Source organism: Streptomyces sp. MZ04 (assembly GCF_004684775.1).
Classification (GTDB): Bacteria; Actinomycetota; Actinomycetes; order Streptomycetales; family Streptomycetaceae; genus Streptomyces.
Genome location: NZ_SRIC01000012.1, coordinates 49,461 through 66,839 on the forward strand (window position 1 = coordinate 49,461; position 17,379 = coordinate 66,839).

General features: G+C 69.8%; 15 protein-coding genes. 8 read left to right on the forward strand and 7 right to left on the reverse strand.

Going from position 1 to position 17,379, the window contains the following annotated elements; translation table 11 throughout:
* Positions 1-450: 450 nt before the first annotated feature.
* The 8 genes from E2651_RS05020 to E2651_RS45075 all read left to right on the forward strand — a co-directional run bounded on the left by E2651_RS05020 (position 451) and on the right by E2651_RS45075 (position 8,361).
* Positions 451-1,548, forward strand: a complete 1,098-nt coding sequence (locus E2651_RS05020) for a fatty acid desaturase family protein (protein ID WP_135329756.1) — start codon at positions 451-453, stop codon at positions 1,546-1,548.
* Position 1,549: 1 nt separating this feature from the next.
* Positions 1,550-1,864: a Rieske 2Fe-2S domain-containing protein gene (locus tag E2651_RS05025; protein WP_135329757.1), complete on the forward strand. Its 315-nt coding sequence runs from the start codon at positions 1,550-1,552 to the stop codon at positions 1,862-1,864.
* Entirely contained in the window at positions 1,861-3,102 is a 1,242-nt protein-coding gene (locus E2651_RS05030; protein ID WP_209446069.1) for an FAD-dependent oxidoreductase, read from the forward strand. Before E2651_RS05025 ends, E2651_RS05030 begins: the two co-directional genes overlap by 4 nt.
* A 121-nt stretch (positions 3,103-3,223) precedes the next feature.
* Entirely contained in the window at positions 3,224-4,276 is a 1,053-nt protein-coding gene (locus E2651_RS05035; protein ID WP_135329758.1) for a LacI family DNA-binding transcriptional regulator, read from the forward strand.
* A 297-nt stretch (positions 4,277-4,573) separates the two neighbouring features.
* Positions 4,574-5,584 (forward strand): substrate-binding domain-containing protein, encoded by a 1,011-nt coding sequence (locus tag E2651_RS05040; RefSeq protein ID WP_135329759.1) that lies wholly within the window; start codon positions 4,574-4,576, stop codon positions 5,582-5,584.
* Positions 5,584-6,678, forward strand: coding sequence for an ABC transporter permease (locus E2651_RS05045; RefSeq protein WP_135329760.1), 1,095 nt, complete (start codon positions 5,584-5,586; stop codon positions 6,676-6,678). The genes E2651_RS05040 and E2651_RS05045 overlap by 1 nt, the downstream gene beginning before the upstream one ends.
* A 4-nt stretch (positions 6,679-6,682) precedes the next feature.
* Positions 6,683-7,570: an ATP-binding cassette domain-containing protein gene (locus E2651_RS05050; protein WP_135329761.1), complete on the forward strand. Its 888-nt coding sequence runs from the start codon at positions 6,683-6,685 to the stop codon at positions 7,568-7,570.
* Between the two features lie 284 nt (positions 7,571-7,854).
* The gene (locus tag E2651_RS45075; protein WP_348541605.1) at positions 7,855-8,361 is read left to right on the forward strand and encodes a CAP domain-containing protein; all 507 of its coding nucleotides are present in this window, start codon (positions 7,855-7,857) and stop codon (positions 8,359-8,361) included.
* A gap of 80 nt (positions 8,362-8,441) precedes the next feature.
* On the opposite strand, the gene E2651_RS05060 is transcribed toward E2651_RS45075, so the two are convergent.
* Genes E2651_RS05060 through E2651_RS05090 form a run of 7 tightly spaced genes read right to left on the reverse strand, consistent with a single transcriptional unit; the run spans position 8,442 to position 17,305 of the window.
* Positions 8,442-9,440 carry a sugar phosphate isomerase/epimerase gene (locus E2651_RS05060; RefSeq protein WP_135329763.1) on the reverse strand — a complete coding sequence of 333 codons (999 nt, stop codon included), beginning with the start codon at positions 9,438-9,440 and terminating at the stop codon, positions 8,442-8,444.
* Between the two features lie 31 nt (positions 9,441-9,471).
* On the reverse strand, positions 9,472-10,668 hold the full coding sequence (locus E2651_RS05065) for a Gfo/Idh/MocA family oxidoreductase (RefSeq protein ID WP_135329764.1): 1,197 nt from the start codon (positions 10,666-10,668) through the stop codon (positions 9,472-9,474).
* A 52-nt stretch (positions 10,669-10,720) separates the two neighbouring features.
* Positions 10,721-12,163: a sugar porter family MFS transporter gene (locus E2651_RS05070; protein WP_135329765.1), complete on the reverse strand. Its 1,443-nt coding sequence runs from the start codon at positions 12,161-12,163 to the stop codon at positions 10,721-10,723.
* Between the two features lie 15 nt (positions 12,164-12,178).
* On the reverse strand, positions 12,179-13,672 hold the full coding sequence (locus tag E2651_RS05075) for a CoA-acylating methylmalonate-semialdehyde dehydrogenase (RefSeq protein ID WP_135329766.1): 1,494 nt from the start codon (positions 13,670-13,672) through the stop codon (positions 12,179-12,181).
* A gap of 11 nt (positions 13,673-13,683) precedes the next feature.
* The gene (iolD, locus tag E2651_RS05080; RefSeq protein ID WP_135329767.1) at positions 13,684-15,573 is read right to left on the reverse strand and encodes a 3D-(3,5/4)-trihydroxycyclohexane-1,2-dione acylhydrolase (decyclizing); all 1,890 of its coding nucleotides are present in this window, start codon (positions 15,571-15,573) and stop codon (positions 13,684-13,686) included.
* The gene (gene iolB, locus E2651_RS05085; protein ID WP_245238582.1) at positions 15,570-16,379 is read right to left on the reverse strand and encodes a 5-deoxy-glucuronate isomerase; all 810 of its coding nucleotides are present in this window, start codon (positions 16,377-16,379) and stop codon (positions 15,570-15,572) included. The genes iolD and iolB overlap by 4 nt, the downstream gene beginning before the upstream one ends.
* A 53-nt stretch (positions 16,380-16,432) precedes the next feature.
* Positions 16,433-17,305: an aldolase gene (locus E2651_RS05090; protein WP_167828695.1), complete on the reverse strand. Its 873-nt coding sequence runs from the start codon at positions 17,303-17,305 to the stop codon at positions 16,433-16,435.
* Positions 17,306-17,379: the final 74 nt, after the last annotated feature.

Here is a 17,379-nt window from a genome sequence, read left to right on the forward strand (position 1 = left end):
AGACGCCTGTCGGCCCGGCCGCCGACGCTCAGGGCCGCTCTCGCCCGGCGGCGCGAGAGCCTGCCCCCTGCCGTCACCTCTCCGCCGTCGCCCTCCGCCGTCGCGTCGCCCGTCGCGCTGCGGCGAGAGCCTGCCCCCTGCCGTCACCCCTCCGCCGTCGCCCTCCGCCGTCGCGTCGCCCGTCGCGCTGCGGCGGGGGCCTTGACATCGCCTTTTGGAGCGCTCCATAATCCACTCCAATTTAGAGCGCTTTAAAAGAGGCGATGGCCGCTGACCGGCGGCCGGACGCCGTCGTCGGACGGCGCGTCGGGCAGCGTGAGCACCGCCCTCGGACTTCGGCACCAGCCACGGTCGCCCATGCGGCTCACGGCGGGTGAGGAGGACGCCGCCGACGCCGCCCTCCTTGGCGCTACGCGGAGAACGCGGCTGGGAGAAGAGAGGTTCACGATCATGGGTAAGGAACGTCTCCAGCGATACATCCTCGACGGTCCGGAAGGCGATCGCGCGGTCGCCGCCGGGCTCGCCGACGGCGACTGGTTCCGCAGTGATGTGCCGCGCGCACGTCTGAAGGAGTTGATGCGCCGCTCCGACTACCCGGCGATCCGTGACACGGCCGTCTGGCTCGGTGCCCTCGTCGTGTCCGGCCTGCTCGGGTCCGCGCTCTGGGGCGGCTGGCTCGCCGTCCCGTTCTTCCTGGTCTACGGAGTGCTCTATGGCTCGGCGTCGGACGCCCGCTGGCACGAGTGCGGTCACGGCACGGCGTTCAGGACCCGATGGATGGACGACACCGTGTACCGGCTCGCCTCGTTCATGTGCATGAAGGATCCGACCATTTGGCGCTGGAGCCACACCCGCCACCACACCGACACCCTGGTGGTCGGCCGGGACCCCGAGATCGTGGCGATGCGGCCCGCCCGCCTCGCCCGGATTCTGGCGAACCTCTTCGGGCTCGTCGATGTGCCCCTGGCCTTCCGCGACATGGCCCTGCACGCGTGCGGACGACTCACCGCGCAGGAGAAGACGTTCGTTCCGTCCGACGAGCAGGCGAAGGTCTTCCACACCGCGCGGCTCTCATTGGTGCTGTACACGGCCACGGTCGTGATGTGCTTCGCGACCGGCTCCCTGTTGCCGGTGATGCTCATCGGCGGCCCCCGGCTCTACGGCGCCTGCATGCTCTACGTATACAGCCTCACGCAGCACGCGGGGCTGGGGGAGAACGTGCTCGACCACCGGCTCAACACCCGTACCGTCCGGATGAACCGGATCAACCGGTTCCTGTACTGGAACATGAACTACCACGTCGAACACCACATGTTCCCGATGATCCCGTACCACCGGCTGCCCGAGCTGCACGAGGAGATCAAGCACGACCTCGCAGCTCCGTACCCGTCGATCTGGGCGGCATACAAGGAGATCGTCCCCGCCATCCTGCGTCAGCTCAAGGACCAGACGTACTACGTCCGTCGGGAGCTGCCCGCCGGGGCCGCGCCGTTCCCCGCGCAGGACGACGGACGCGCGCTCCCGCTCCCCATGAGAGGAACTGCCTGACATGCCCGAGTGGATCGCTGTGTGCGGTGTCGATGACATCGACCTGGAAGACGTCGTGCCGTTCCGTCACGAAGGGAACGACTACGCCGTATACCGCTCGCCCGACAACACCTTCTTCGCCACCGCGGGGCACTGCACCCATGAACGGCAACTCCTGTGCGACGGGCTTGTCATGGACGGCGTCATCGAATGCCCCAAGCACAACGGCCGGTTCGACTACACCACCGGCCGTGCCCAGGGTGCCCCTGCGATGACCGATCTGCCGACCTACCAGGTCAAGATCGAGGCCGGTACCGTCCACATAGAGATCGGATGAGTACCGTGCCGGGCCTCGTCGTCGTCGGCGGCGGCGAGTGCGGGGCCCGCGCGGCGTTCGCGCTGCGCGAGGCGGGGTGGAAGGGGCCGGTCACCCTGGTCGGCGCGGAGGACATGCTGCCGTACGAGCGGCCGCCGCTTTCGAAGTCCGCCCTGACCGCGGCCCACCTGCCCGCACCCGTGACCATCCGGGACTCCGATGCACTGAAAGACGCGGACATCACCTTCGTCGGGGGCGCCCCGGCGGTGGACATCGACCGCGATGTCCACAAGGTCGAACTGGCCGACGGACAGCGCATCAGGTACGAGCGGCTGCTGCTGGCCACTGGGGCGAGAGCGCGCCGGCTGCCTCTCGGCGGTGCGGCCGTGGCCGATGTCCATTACCTGCGCAGCCACGTCGACGCGCTGGCGCTGCGAAAGCGGCTGCGGCCCGGCGCGCGCATCGGTGTCATCGGCGCGGGCTTCCTCGGTCTGGAGGTGGCGGCCAGTGCGGCGAGCCGCGGTTGCGCGGTCACGGTCGTCGAGGCCGCGCCGCAGCCGATGAGCCGCGCCGTGCCCGCTCCGCTCGCCGCCACCGTCGCCGCTCGACACGCACATGCCGGTGTCGACATCCGGTGCGGCGTCGCCGTCGTCGCCCTGCGGGCTCGGGGCGACGACGTGGAGATCCGGCTCACCACGGGCGACCCGCTCGTGTGCGACACGGTGATGGCCGGCGTCGGCGCCGTCCCGGACACCGCGCTCGCCGAGAAGGCCGGGCTCGCCGTCGAGAACGGAGTGCGCGTCGACGCACGCCTGACGACATCGGATCCCGACATCTTCGCCGCAGGCGACTGCTGCTCCTTCCCGCACCCGCTCTACGACAACCGGCGTGTCCGCCTGGAGAGTTGGCGCAACGCCCAGGACCAGGGCGTGGCGGTGGCGCGCGCCATGCTGGGTGCGGACGAGCCGTTCACAGCCGTGCCGTGGTTCTGGTCGGACCAGTACGACCTGACCCTGCAGATCGCCGGTCTGCCCGACGCGGCCGTGACCGAGACCGTGCGCCGGCGGCCGGACGGCGTCGAGGTCCGGTACGGCATCGGAGCGGACGGCCGGCTGCTCGCCGCCAGTGCGGTGGGTCCCGGCAACGCGGTGTCCAAGGACATCCGCCTGGCCGAGACGCTCATCTCGCGACGGGCGACCCCGGCCCCGGAGGCCCTGGCCGACCCCGTGGTCAGCCTCAAGGCGCTGTTGAGGGGGTGACGGGGTGACCGGTGGCGCGGGGACCTAAAGCGCTTGAATTCCTGTTAATCTGCGTGCGATCTCTACGGGCGTCGAGCGGGGGTTCTTGTCTGAGCGGCGGCGAATGGGCGGGGGAGGGAACATGGATGAGCCGGGGCGCGGCCTCGGCGGCAACGGCCCCCGTCCGCGACTGGAGGACGTCGCCGCCCTGGTGGGGCTGTCGTCGGCGACGGTCTCCCTCGTCCTCAGGAGCGCGCCCGGTCCCAGCGCGCAGACCCGTGAGCGGGTCTTGGGGGCCGCGCTGCGACTCGGCTACCGCCCCGACCGGACGGCGAGTCTGCTCGCGCGTCGGCGCTCCCGGCTGCTCGGCGTCATGGTCGACATCCGCAACACCTTCCACACCGAACTGGTCGAGCATCTCTACGCCGCGGCAGAGGAGTTCGGCTATGACCTCTCCCTCAGTACCCTGACCCGCGCCCGTGGCGAGCCCGAGGCCATCGAGACGCTCCTCGACTCGCGGGCCGAGGCGCTGATCCTCCTCGGGGCCGAGGCCTCCGCCGCACGCCTGGCCTCACTCGACCGGCACCTGCCGGTAGTCGTCGTCGGGCGGGGGATCGCCAACGCCGAACTGGACGTCGTGCGGACCTCGGACGAGGAGGGCTTGGACCGGGCGGTGGAGCATCTGGTGCGCCTGGGGCACCGTGACATCGCCTTCATCGACGGTGGCGGAGGGGTCGTCGCGGTGGACCGGCGCCGGGGCTACCGCACGGCGATGGGGCGGCACCGGCTCGCCGATCGGATCAGGATCCTCCCCGGCTCCCACACGGAGGAAGCCGGGGCGCGGTCGGCGGAACGGCTGCTCGACGAGGGCGAGCTGCCGAGCGCGGTCGTGGCATCCAACGACCGCTGTGCCGTGGGGCTCTTCAGTGCCCTGACCCGTGCGGGCATCGACGTGCCTGGCGCCGTCTCCGTGATCGGCTACGACGACAGCGTGCTGTCCCGGCTCGCCGTCTTCGGCCTCACCACCGTCAGCCAGAACCCGGAGGAACAGGCGCACCGCGCGGTGGCGGCGGCCGTCGAGCGGCTCGACGGCGACCGCTCGACCCGCCGCGAGATCGTCCTGGTCCCGCGCCTGATCGTCCGCGGCAGCACGGCCGCCCCCGGAGGACAAGGGCCGGGGGCGCGGCGCGCATAGCGGCGGGAGGCCGGCCGGGAAGCCTGGGCCGCGCGCGACGCCAACGCCCCGGCAGGGGGCGGCCGGACATGTCCGGCGCGCGCTGCCGACGGTCGCCATGCCTCGCCGACCCACCGTGTCACGTCAGGATGAATTATTGTCCTGACAAACTCTTGACATGGCATCTCTGCCTGGAGTTGGCTCACTCTCCACGGCGCGCCGCTCGCTCCCCTCTGTGGAGGCGGCCGCACCGGCCGAGCCGTGACTCGGCATCTGAGGGCTTCTCCCCACCCCGCTCACCCATGAGGTGCAGGACAGATGAACCGTATGAGATCTCGTAAGACGACTGTCATAGCCGCCGCCTGCACGGCAGGTGTTCTCCTCGCAGCCGGTTGCAGCAGCAGCGCCGGTGGCAAGAAGGCCGAGGAAGAAGGGAACCCGGTCTCGGCGGGCAAGGCCAACACGCCCCGGATGAAGATCGCGATGATCACCCACGCCCCTCCGGGCGACACGTTCTGGGACCTCATCCGCAAGGGCGCCAAGGCGGCAGCGGCGAAGGACAACGTCGAACTCGTCTACTCCAGCGACCCCAACGCCGCCACCCAGGCCAATCTGATCCAGAACGCCGTGGACCAGAAGGTCGACGGCATCGCCATCACCCTGGCCAAGCCGGACGCGATGAAGGACGCGATTGCCAAGGCACGTAAGGCGGGCATCCCGGTCGTCGGCTTCAACGCCGGTCTTGACGCCTGGAAGCAGCAGGACCTGCTCTCCTACTTCGGACAGGACGAGAAGGTGGCCGGCCAGGCGTTCGGCGAGCGGCTGAACAAGCTCGGGGCCAAGCACAACATCTGCGTCATCCAGGACCAGGGCCACGTCGCCCTCGAAGCCCGCTGTGCCGGTGTCAAGAAGACGTTCAAGGGCACCACGGAGAACCTGTACGTGAACGGCACCGACATGCCGTCGGTGAAGGCGACCATCGCCGCGAAGCTCAAGCAGAACTCCAAGATCGACTACGTGGTCACGCTCGGTGCGCCGATCGCCCTCACCGCGGTGCAGTCGGTCGCCGACGCCGGCGGCAAGGCGAAGGTCGCCACGTTCGACCTCAACAAGGACCTGGTCCGCGCCGTGCAGGACGGCGCCGTCGAGTTCGCCGTCGACCAGCAGCCATACCTCCAGGGGTACCTGGCCGTCGACGGCCTCTGGCTCAACAAGTCCAACGGCAACTTCAGCGGCGGCGGCGCGGCCCCCGTGCTGACCGGTCCCGCCTTCGTCGACAAGGACAACGTCGACGCCATCGCGAAGTTCGCCTCGAAGGGCACCCGGTGATGACCCAACCCCAGACAGCCACGTCGGCTGTACCCGTGCCTCCCGTGCCTCCCTTGCCTCCCGCGCCTCCCACTGTGCAGAGGGACGGCCGAACTGCCGAGCGTTCACTGACGCGCAGGCTGATGGCCCGTCCGGAGATCGGCGCGCTCATCGCCGCCGTCGGTGTCTACGTCTTCTTCTTCGCGGTCGCCCCGTCGTTCCGCGAGGCGGGCTCCGTCGCCACCGTGCTCTACCAGGCATCGGTCATGGGCATCATGGCGCTGCCCGTGGCGCTCCTGATGATCGGCGGCGAGTTCGACCTGTCCGCGGGCGTCGCCGTCACCACGTCGGCGCTCACCGCCAGCATGCTCAGTTTCCAGCTGTCGGCGAATGTGTGGACCGGGGTTTTCGTCGCGCTCCTCGTGTCGCTCGCCATCGGCGCGTTCAACGGCTTTCTGCTGATGAAGACGGGACTGCCCAGCTTTCTGATCACGCTCGGTACGTTCCTGATACTGCAGGGCGCCAACCTGGCCATCACCAAGATGTTCACCGGCAACGTCGCCACCGATTCGATCAGCGACATGGACGGCTTCGGCCAGGCCAAGTCCCTCTTCGCCTCGGAGGTCGGCATCGCCGGGATCGACGTCAAGATCACCGTGCTCTGGTGGCTGGTCTTCGCCGCGGCCGCCACCTGGCTGCTGCTGCGCACCAAGTTCGGCAACTGGATCTTCGCCGTCGGCGGCAACAAGGACAGCGCCCGCGCCGTCGGGGTCCCGGTGAACCTCACCAAGATCGCACTGTTCATGGGGGTGGGCGCAGGCGCCTGGTTCGTCGGCATGCACCTGCTGTTCGCCTTCAACACCGTGCAGTCCGGCGAGGGTGTCGGCAACGAGTTCCTCTACATCATCGCGGCGGTCATCGGCGGTTGCCTGCTCACGGGCGGCTACGGCTCGGCGGTCGGGGCGGTCCTGGGCGCCGTCATCTTCGGCATGGTGTCCCAGGGCATCGTCTACGCCAACTGGAACCCCGACTGGTTCAAGGCCTTCCTGGGCGTGATGCTCCTGCTCGCCGCACTCGTCAATCTGTGGGTCCGCCGCCAGGCGACCAGGAGGTGATCGCATGACAACGGAGAAGTCCGCACCCCACGAGTCCACGCCCGAGGAAGCCGGACCCATCGTCGAGCTCAAGAGCATCGGCAAGTCCTACGGCAACGTCCGTGCGCTGCACGGCGTCGACCTGGCGGTCGAGCCGCGGCAGGTGACGTGCGTCCTCGGCGACAACGGCGCCGGCAAGTCCACTCTCATCAAAACCATCTCCGGGCTGCACCAGCACACCGAAGGCGACTACCTCATCGACGGCAAGCCGGTGCATCTCAGCACCCCGCGCCAAGCCCTCGACCGCGGCATCGCCACCGTGTACCAGGACTTGGCCACCGTGCCGTTGATGCCGGTATGGCGGAACTTCTTCCTCGGCTCGGAACTCACCCGAGGCCCCTGGCCGTTGCGCCGCCTGGACATCGAGCGAATGAAGGAGACCGCGGACCACGAGCTGCGCAACATGGGCATCGTGCTCGACAACCTCGACCAGCCCATCGGCACTCTCTCAGGTGGCCAGCGCCAGTCCGTGGCCATCGCCCGGGCCGTCCACTTCGGCGCCCGTGTGCTCATCCTCGACGAGCCCACGGCCGCACTCGGCGTCAAACAGTCCGGTGTCGTGCTGAAGTACGTCGCAGCCGCCCGCGAGCGCGGCCTCGGTGTCATCTTCATCACCCACAATCCGCACCACGCCTACATGGTCGGCGACCACTTCGCCGTACTGCGGCTCGGCACCCTCGACCTGAGCGCCTCCCGCGATCAGGTCACCCTCGACGAACTCACCCATCACATGGCCGGCGGTGCCGAACTCGCCGCGCTGAAGCACGAACTCGCCCAGGTACAGGGCATCGACGTCGAAGAACTCCCGGAGGAATCCACGTCCCTGCGGGCCGCTTCGGCAGCCAGTCCCTGACGGGGAACTCCACGAGCATCCATGTCTCCGGACAGCAACGGCCAGGTCCACATCGGACCTGGCCGTTGCTGTTCGGACCGTGGCCCGATCCGGTGAGGCCCGACGAGCAGGAGCCGGAACATCCCTCCCGAGGCGGATTGCTCTGACGAAGGTCACGGCTTGGCTGGGTGCCCGCCAACCGTCCGTACACCAAGCGAGGTCCAGTGCAGATCACTTCGCAAGCCCCCCACGCGCCGCGCTCGCACGCGCGCTCCAAGCGGCTGTTCAGGGGGCGCAACATCGTTGTGACCCTCGGTTCGGCCACCGCCGCCGTGGGTCTCAGTGTCGGTTTCGCCTCGGCCGCGATCACCCCGGGTGGCGCGGAGGAACACGCGCGATCAGCGGCTTTCGACGCCCCCGGGAGGGAGGGCCCCAGCCCCGAGGCGAAGGTGATCGCGCTCGTCAACAAGGAGCGTGACAAGGCTGGTTGCTCACCCTTGACCAAGAACGCCGAACTCACTGAAGCCGCCCATGACTACAACGAGGTCATGGCCGAAACCGGCGTCCTGTCCCACACCGGCCCCGACGGGTCCACTCCGCAGAGCCGCGCCGAAGCCGCCGGCTACACCGCGTACGTCGGCGAGAACATAGCGGAGGGGTATCCGGACGCGGAATCGGTCATGGAGGGCTGGATGGACAGCCCTGGTCACAGGGCGAACATCCTCAACTGCGACTACAAGGAGATTGGCGTCGACGCCAATTTCGCGGACAACGGTCCCTGGTGGATCCAGGACTTCGGCACCGGCTCCTGAGGACCCGCCTCCGCAGCCGTCGCCGAGCAGTCGTGGCCCCGCACTCGACTTGCGGGTGCGGGGCCACGTGGGGGGGGGAGTCAGAGAGCGGCCGCGGCGCCGTGCAGGTTCTTGGCGGCGAGGGCGAGCCCCTCGGTCTGGGAGAAGGCGGCGTCTTCGTGCTCGATGTTGACGGCCATGTCCGGGTCGATCTCGGCCAGTGCGCGAAGGAACTCGGTCCAGAAGGGCACGTCGTTGCCCAGGCCGACGGCGACGAACTTCCAGGCTGGGTTCTCCGGCCAGGCGTTGCACCAGAAGCCGATGCCGGTGGGCACCTTGCCCTCGGCGTCCGCGGGCACGCGCGTGAACGAGGTGTCCAGGACACCGCGGATGTCCGCGCCGGGGCACAGCGTGGCGTCCTTCGCGGCGGCGTGGAACACCAGCGGGCCGAGCCACTTGATGGAGGCGACGATGTCCATGCCCTGCCACATCAGGTGGGAGGGGTCCATCTCGGCGCCGAGGTTGGTCGCGCCGGCCTCGTCGACGAGCCGCTTGAGGGTGACCGGTGAGAACACCACGTTGTGCGGGTGCATCTCGATGGCGACCCTGACGTCGTTCTCGCGGGCGAGTGCGTCGATCTCCTTCCAGAACTCGACGGCCACGCCCCACTGGTAGTCGAGTACGTCCAGGTAGACGCCGTCCCAGGGATTGACGACCCAGGAGGGGTACTTGGCTTCGGGGTCGGATCCCGGAGTGCCGGACATGGTCACGACGTGCTTCACGCCGAGCAGCCCCGCGAGCCGAACGGTGCGGCGCAGGTCGTCGGCGTGCTTCGGCCCGACGCCCGGGAGCGGGTTGAGCGGATTGCCGTTGCAGTTGAGCCCGGTCAGTTCCATCCCGCGTTCGGCGAAGGCCGCCAGGTACTCCTCGCGCGCGGTGGCCGAGGACAGCAGCAGGTCGACCGGGCAGTGCGGGGCGGGGATGAACCCACCGGTGTTGACCTCGACGGAGGTCAGGCCGTTGTCCTTGAGGATGTCGAGGGCCTCGGTCAGGGGCAGGTCGTGCAGACAGGCGGTGTAGGCGCCGAGCTTGAGGGCCATGGTTGTTCTGCTCCTTCGTTCGATACGGGGGTCAGCGGGCGGACGGGACCGCAACGCCGGTGCCGCCATTGCGGGAGGACTCGACGACGGCCTGGATGATCTCCATCGTGCGCAGACCGTCGGCGAACGTGGCGCAGGCCGGGCGTGGGTCGGCGACGCCCGCGACCTGGTCGAGGAAGGCCCGGGCCTGGTACGTGAACATCTCGGCGTTGCCGCCTCCCACACCCGGCGCCTCCATCGGGTAGCCGCCGGCGAAGTACGGCAGCTGCGGGCCGGCGATGATCTGGCGGGCTCCTCGGGTGCGGGCCTCGGGCTGGGCGTCGTCGAGGACGTACTCAGCAGGCCGGTGCTGGTCGAACGCGGCCCGGCCGCCAAGTCCCAGCACGTCGAAGGCGAGCCCGTTGGGCAGGCCGAAGGCGGTCCGTGACAACGAGAAGGTGCCCACGAGACCGGACTCGAAGCGAGCGGTGAACGACGCGGTGTCCTCGTTCTCGACCTCGCCGAACTCGTCCGAGACGGGCGCGGCGTTGTGCCCGACGACCGCGCCAAGCGGCAAGGGCCGCTTGGTGATCTGTGTCGAAAGGGAGGCGCCGGAGACCGCGGCGATGGGTCCCGCGACGTACTCGGCGGCGTCGATCACGTGCGCGCCGACGTCCCCGAGTGCGCCGGAGCCGGGGCCGCCCTTGAATCGCCAGCTCAGTGGCCCGTTCGGGTCGGTCGCGTAGTCGCACCAGTACCGGCCGCTGAACAGCGTGAGGTCACCCAGCTCGCCGTTGCGGACATGATCGCGGATCCCGGCGATGGCGGGAGAACGGCGGAAGGTGTACCCGACGGCGGTCACCACATCGGTGGCGCGCTCCAACTCGGCCATCGCACGGGCGTCTTCGAGCGAGCCGGCCAGCGGCTTCTCGCACAGCACGTGCTTGCCCGCGGCGACGAGCGCCTCGGCGATCGGGCGGTGCAGATGGTTGCCGACGACGATGCTGACGGCGTCGATCGTCGGGTCCTCGGCGACGGCCTCCCAGCTCGCAAGCGCCTTCTCGTACCCGTAGCGGCGGGCGGCGTCCTCGCCGAGTTCGACATGGGCATCGGCTATCGCGGCCAGCCGGACCGGCGGCAGGCCGGCGCCGAAGACCGTGTTGACGTTGCGGTAGCCGGCGGCGTGGCTGCGGCCGGCCATGCCGGCTCCGATCACCGCGACGGAGAGAGGCTTGCTGGACGTAGACATGGCTGTGCCCTTCAAGGGGATCGAGGAGGTGAAGAAGGTGGCGGATGCGGGATCAGGCGGCGAACTGCCGACGGAAGTGGGACTCGATGGCTTCCATCGAGCGGCCGCGTGTCTCGGGAACGGTGCGGACGTAGAAGACGAACGTGGCGGCGTTGATCGCGGCGAAGATCAGGAACGTGGTTCCGCCGATCGCGTCGATCAGTGGCGGGAACGCCAGAGTGACCAAGAAGTTGGCCATCCAGGTGCCGAAGACGGCCGTGCCCATCGCGAAGCCGCGCAGGCGCAGCGGGAAGATCTCCGAGAGCATCAGCCAGAACACGGTCGCGATGCAGCCCTGCATGAACAGCAGGAAGCTCAGCATGGACGCGAGCACGAGGTAGCTGCGGGCGGCCGACTCGGGCAGGACCAGGAAACAGAAGGCGATCAGCAACAGCGAGACGGTGACGCCGACCTGACCGGTCAGCAGCATCGGGCGACGGCCGAACCGGCCCAGCAGCCACATGCCGGTGGAGACCGCGAGGACGGCCACGACGCCGTTGGCGATGGTGGCGGTGAGCGCGGCCTGGGTGCCGAGGCCCGTGTCCAGCAGGATCGTCGGCGCGAAGTACATGATCGAGTTGACGCCGGTGAGCTGGGTGAGGGCGGCGAGGCCGAACCCGAACGTCACGACGCGCCGTAGCCACGGCGTGCCCAGACTCCGCCATCCCGCCCGCGGCTCGTGGGCGTCGGCGGTCACCCGGCTCTTGATCTCCGCGAACTCCGCGTCGACGACCCGCTCGTCACGGATCCGGGCCAAGGTGCGGGCCGCGTCATCGAATCGACCGCGAGAGGCCAGCCAGCGGGGTGACTCGGGCACGAACAGCATCCCGAGCCACAGCAGAACGGCCGGGACCGTGGCGAGCCCGAGCATCCAACGCCACACGCCACCCTCGCCCGCGGTCCGGGCGATGACCGCGTTGGAGGTGTAGGCGACGAGTTGACCCGTCACGATCATGAGCTCGTTCTGGGTCACGAGGCGGCCGCGGTGCTCGGCGGGAGCCAGCTCGGCGATGAACACCGGCACTGTCGCGGACGCGCCGCCCACGGCGAGCCCGAGCAGTCCGCGGAACAGCACCAGCACGGTGAGATCAGGTGCGAGCGCGGTACCCAGCGCGCCGATGAAGAACAGCAGGGCGAGCCCGAGGATCGCCCGCTTGCGCCCGTAGCGGTCGCTGAGACGGCCGCCGAAAAGAGCCCCGCATGCGGCTCCGAGCACCAGGGACGACGCGACGATCCCCTCGGTCAGCGGGCTGAGCCCGAGACCACCCCGCTCGGGTGAGAGGGACATGAAAGGAAGCGCTCCGGAGATGACGCCGGTGTCGTATCCGAACAGGAGCCCGCCGAAGGTGGCGATGACGGTGATGGTCCGCAGCCGCCGGTAGACGTGGGGAGACGTGTCGTCTCTGACGGTGCTGCTCGGCGCGGGGGCATGGGGGGTGTCGTCCCTGACGTCCATGGCCGCCTCCCAGGGTTAGTCGGAGGTGGGGAAGTCGAAGCCCGCGGCGGCGTGCTGCTGTGTGCGGCGCGGCCAGCGGGTGGTGACGACCTTGGGGCGGGTGTAGAAGCGGACACCTTCGGCGCCGTGCACGGGGGAGTCGCCGATGAGGGAGTCCTTCCAGCCGCCGAAGGAGTAGTACGACATCGGCACGGGCACCGGCACGTTGACGCCGATCATCCCGACGGTGACGTGGCGCTGGAAGCGGCGGGCGGCCTCGCCGCTGTCGGTGAACAGGGCGGTGCCGTTGCCGTACGGATTGGCGTTGATGAGGGCGATCGCCTCGTCGAGGGTGTCGACGCGGACGACGGCGAGGACCGGCCCGAAGAGCTCTTCCCGGTAGGCGTCCATGTCGGTGGTGACATGGTCGAGCAGGGATGGCCCGGTGAAGAAGCCGTCCTCGTGGCCTTCGACCTTGAGGCCGCGCCCGTCGACGACGACCGTCGCGCCCTGCAGGGACGCGGTACCGACGGCGTTCTCGACGCGTTCCTGGGCGGCCTTGGTGATCAGCGGGCCCATGTCGGTGCCGGGTGCGTCGCCGGGGCCGACGGTCACCTCGCGGGCCTTGCGCTCCAGGATCTCGACGAGCCCGTCGGCCGCGTCGCCGACCGCGACGGCCACGGAGACGGCCATGCAGCGTTCGCCCGCCGATCCATAGGCGCCGGCGGTGATGTGGTTCGCGGCGAACTCCAGGTCGGCGTCGGGCAGGACGACGGCGTGGTTCTTGGCGCCGCCGAGCGCCTGGACGCGCTTGCCGTGCGAAGTGGCCAGCTCGTGGACGTACTTGGCGATCGGTGTGGAGCCGACGAAGGAGACGGCGGAGATGCCGGGGTGGGTGAGGATCGCGTCGACCGCGTCCTTGCCGCCGTGCACGACATTGAACACACCGTCGGGCAGCCCGGCCTCGCGGTACAGCTCGGCGACGAAGTTCGCGGCGGACGGGTCGCGTTCGCTGGGCTTGAGGATGAAGGTGTTGCCGGTCGCGATGGCGATGGGGTGCATCCACAGGGGCACCATGGCGGGGAAGTTGAAGGGGGTGATGCCGGCGACGACGCCCAGCGGCCGGCGGAAGTTGTGCACGTCGACGCCGCGCGACACCTGGTCGGAGAAGCTGCCCTTCAGTACGTCCCCGAGGCCGCACGCGAACTCGACGACCTCGCGTCCGCGCACGATCTCGCCGCGCGCGTCGTCGACGGTCTTGCCGTGCTCGGCGGAGATGATCCGGCCCAGCTCCTCCTCGTGCCGGCCGAGCAGATCCCGGAAAGCGAACATCACCTGGGTCCGCTGAGACAGGGACGACTCGGACCAGGCCTCGAAGGCCGGCCAGGCGGCGATGACGGCGGCGTCCACATCGGCGAGCCCGCCGAGTACGACGCGGGCCGTCTCCCGCCCGGTGGCCGGATTGAACACCGGAACGGTGTCCGCGCCGGCGGCGGGAGAGCCGCCGAGCCAGTGCTGGATGGTCTTCACGTGGGGGGTCCTTACAGGTAGTGGCGCTGCGACTGCTTGTGGGTGACGTAGGTCTCGTACGCGGAGCGCGTGGACTCCAGGGCGGAGGTCTGGCTCACCGGCACGTCCCACCAGCCGTGGGCGGGCGGATTGGGTCCGTAGAGGTCGGTCTCGACGTGGACGACGGTGGTGCGGTCGGTGCCCTTCGCCTTCTCCATGGCGGTGCGGAAGTCGTCCACGGTGGCGGCGTGCAGGACGTCGGCGCCGAGCGATGCGGCATTGGCGGCGAGGTCGACGGGCAGGACATCGCCGTCGAGTCGGCCCGAAGTCCCGTCGCGATAGCGGTACTTGGTGCCGAAGCGCTGGGAGCCGAGGGCTTCGGAGAGTGCGCCGATGGAGGCGAAGCCATGGTTCTGGACCAGGACGATGATGACCTTCAGGCCTTCGGAGACCATGGTCACGATTTCCTGGGCCATCATCAGATACGAGCCGTCACCGACGAGTACGACGACCTCGCGCGAGGGATCGGCCATCTTCACGCCGAGACCGGCGGCGACCTCGTAGCCCATGCAGGAGTAGGCGTACTCGACGTGGTAGGCCTTGGGGTCGCAGGCCCGCCACAGCTGCTGGAGGTCACCGGGCATGGACCCGGCCGCGTTGATGACCACGTCACGGTCGTCCAGGACGTCACGGAGCGCGCCGAGGATCGTCGTCTGCGCCGGCAGCTCGCCGGTGTTGCGGTCGGGAGCGAAGCACTCCTCCTCGATCTCCCCTGTCCGGGCGATGAGTTGACGCATGTGCTCCCGGTACTCCTCCTCGACCTCCCAGTCGGTCAGCGCGCCGGCGAGGGCCTGGATGCCGAGGCGGGCGTCGGCGATCAGGGGTTCGGCGGAGTGTTTGACAGCGTCCAGGCGGGCCACGTTGAGATTGATGAACGTGACGTCCGGGTTGCCGAAGACGGTGTGGCTCGCGGTGGTGAAGTCGCTGTACCGGGTGCCGATGCCAAGGACGACATCCGCCTCCCGGGCCAGCTCGTTGGCGGCGTACGCGCCGGTGGAGCCGATGCCGCCGACCGCGCCGGGGTGGTCCCAGGGCACCGCGCCCTTGCCCGCGTGCGTGTCCGCCACCGGGATGCCGGTGGCCTCGGCGAAGGCCCGCAGCGCGGTCTCGGCACCGGAGTAGACGGCGCCGCCCCCGGCGACGATCAGCGGCCTGCGCGCCGTACGCAGGAGACGTGCCGCCCGCTCGAGCGCGGCGGGCTCCGGCACGGGACGGCCCACGTGCCACACCCGCCGCCGGAAGAAGTCGACCGGCCAGTCGTACGCCTCCGCCTGCACGTCCTGCGGCAGGCACAGCGTCACGGCTCCGGTCTCGACCGGGTCGGTGAGCACCCGCATCGCGGCGAGCGCGGCCGGGATGAGCTGTTCGGGGCGCGAGATCCGGTCGAAGTACTTGGACACGGGCCGGAAGGCGTCGTTGACCGAGGTGTCCCCGGCCCGGGGATCCTCCAGCTGCTGGAGGACCGGGTCGGCGGCGCGGGTGGCGAACATGTCGCTGGGCAGCAGCAGGACGGGCAACCGGTTGGTGGTGGCCAGGGCCGCGCCGGTGACCATGTTCGTGGAGCCGGGGCCGGTGGATGCGGTGCACGCGAAGGCGGAGAGCCGGTCCCGCATCTTGGCGAAGGCCACCGCCGCGTGCACCATGCCCTGCTCGTTGCGGGCCAAGTAGTAGGGAAGATCCGCTTCTTGAGTGGCCGCCGCCTGGAGGAGCGCCTGGCCGACGCCGGCGACGTTGCCGTGCCCGAAGATGCCCCAGACCCCCGGGATCAGCCGCTGCTCCTGCCCGTCCCGCTCGCTGTACTGGGCCGCCAGGAAGCGCACCAGGGCCTGGGCGGTGGTGAGTCGGAGGGTCTGCTCGCTCATGATCGGGTCTCCCAGGTGGTGCGCACCCAACCGTGCGCGGGGTCGTCGCAGATCAGCCAGGCGCGGTCCTGGCCGGGGCCGGCCATGACGTTGAGGTAGTAGAGGTCGTGGCCGGGCGCGGCGACGGAGGGGCCGTGCCAGCCGTGCGGGACGAGGACGGCGTCGCCGGAGCGGACCTCGGCGAGGACGTCGATGGGGCGCTCCTCGGTGCCGTACACCCGCTGGTAGGCGAAGCCGGGCCCCTGCGGTCCCTCGGCGATCTCGAAGTAGTAGATCTCTTCGAGCTCGCTCTCGACGGGATTGCCGTCCGCGTCGACCCGCGCCTCGTCGTGCTTGTGCGGCGGATACGAGGACCAGTTGCCGCCCGGTGTGAGCACCTCGCAGACCAGCAGCTGGTCGGCGTCGAAGGTGCCGGGCAGGCAGTAATTGTTCACCGTGCGCGCGCAGTTGCCCGCGCCGCGCGCCTCCACGGGCACGTCCTCCTTGCGCCCGTACCGAGGTGGCAGGACGGCCTCGGTACGGGCGGAGGGCAGCGCGAACCTCCCGCCGGAAGCGCTGCTGAGGAAGGCCTCCGACGCGCGCGGCAGGTACGCGAAGTCGGTGACCGAGTCGAACACGCCGGAGCGTCCTTCGAGTGAGAAGGCCTTGTCGTCGACGGAGACGGTGCAGGAGCCGGAGAGCGGCAGTACCAGGAATTCGGCGTCGCCCGTGGCGAGGGTGTGGCTCCCGCCGGGCGCGAGCTCGACGATCCGCAGTCCCGAGTGGCCCCATCCGGCGGACTCGGGGGTGATGGCGAGGTCGTACACGTCGTCGGCCGAAGTCCCCTTGGGGAGTTGGCACTTGGGGAGGTGGTACGTGCTCACAGCAGACTCACCGCCCGGTCCACCGCGCCGACGACGTCGCCGTCCGAGGGATAGAGCAGGGAGCGGCCCACGACCAGGCCCTGCGCGGTGGGGAGTTTCAGGGCCTTGCCCCAGGCCTCGAAGGCGGTGTCGGGGTCCTTGACCTCGCCGCCGAGCAGCAGAGTGGGCAGGGTGGACGAGGCGAGTACGCGCTCCATGTCGTCGACGACGGGCAGCTTCAGCCAGGTATAGGCGCTGCGGCGGCCGAGCCCGGAGGCGATGGTGATGGACTTGATGACGGCCTCGGGGGAGAGGTCATTGCGGATGCGCCCCTCGTGCCACTCGGAGAGGAACGGCTCGACCATGGCGATCAGCCCGCGGCCGCTGAGTTCGTTGACGGCCCTGGCGGTGTTCTCCAGGACGGACGGGGTGTCGCGGTCGTCGAGCGCGATGCGGGTGAGCATTTTGCCGCCGTCGAAGCCCATCGTGGCGAGGGTGGCGGCGTCGTACCCGGTGAAGCGGTCGTCGATCTCGAAGGTGGACCCGGCGAGACCGGCGCGGTTCATGGAGCCGTAGACGCTCTTGCCGTCCAGGACGCCGAGCAGCAGCAGGTCCTCGAGGATGTCGGCGGTGGCGAGGACACCGGTCACGCCGGGCCGCTCCAGGGCGAGGCAGAGCCGGTCGAGCAGCTCGAAGCGGTCGGCCATCGCGGAGGGGTCGGCGCCCACCGCGTTGGCGCCGCGTGCCGAATGGTCGGCGGCGATGATCACCGCCTTGCCGTGCTCGCCGACCGGGGAGGTGGCCTTCACACGTCGCGTGGCCGCCGCGGCGAAAGCGCGGGGGTCATGGACCCGGGCCTCCACGATCCGGCTCACGTTGTCGGACAGCACGTCGTCACACCTCTCGCTGAGCGGCATCGGGGGCATCGGGGGCGGGGGCGCTCAGCGGCTCGTCCGCCGCGCGG

Excerpts from the sequence above, each read along its gene's own strand:
- E2651_RS05020 (WP_135329756.1), top strand. The coding sequence starts at position 451 with ATGGGTAAGGAACGTCTCCAGCGATACATCCTCGACGGTCCGGAAGGC.
- E2651_RS05025 (WP_135329757.1), top strand. The coding sequence starts at position 1,550 with ATGCCCGAGTGGATCGCTGTGTGCGGTGTCGATGACATCGACCTGGAA.
- E2651_RS05030 (WP_209446069.1), top strand. The coding sequence starts at position 1,861 with ATGAGTACCGTGCCGGGCCTCGTCGTCGTCGGCGGCGGCGAGTGCGGG.
- E2651_RS05035 (WP_135329758.1), top strand. The coding sequence starts at position 3,224 with ATGGATGAGCCGGGGCGCGGCCTCGGCGGCAACGGCCCCCGTCCGCGA.
- E2651_RS05040 (WP_135329759.1), top strand. The coding sequence starts at position 4,574 with ATGAACCGTATGAGATCTCGTAAGACGACTGTCATAGCCGCCGCCTGC.
- E2651_RS05045 (WP_135329760.1), top strand. The coding sequence starts at position 5,584 with ATGACCCAACCCCAGACAGCCACGTCGGCTGTACCCGTGCCTCCCGTG.
- E2651_RS05050 (WP_135329761.1), top strand. The coding sequence starts at position 6,683 with ATGACAACGGAGAAGTCCGCACCCCACGAGTCCACGCCCGAGGAAGCC.
- E2651_RS05060 (WP_135329763.1), bottom strand. The coding sequence starts at position 9,440 with ATGGCCCTCAAGCTCGGCGCCTACACCGCCTGTCTGCACGACCTGCCC.
- E2651_RS05065 (WP_135329764.1), bottom strand. The coding sequence starts at position 10,668 with ATGTCTACGTCCAGCAAGCCTCTCTCCGTCGCGGTGATCGGAGCCGGC.
- E2651_RS05070 (WP_135329765.1), bottom strand. The coding sequence starts at position 12,163 with ATGGACGTCAGGGACGACACCCCCCATGCCCCCGCGCCGAGCAGCACC.
- iolD (WP_135329767.1), bottom strand. The coding sequence starts at position 15,573 with ATGAGCGAGCAGACCCTCCGACTCACCACCGCCCAGGCCCTGGTGCGC.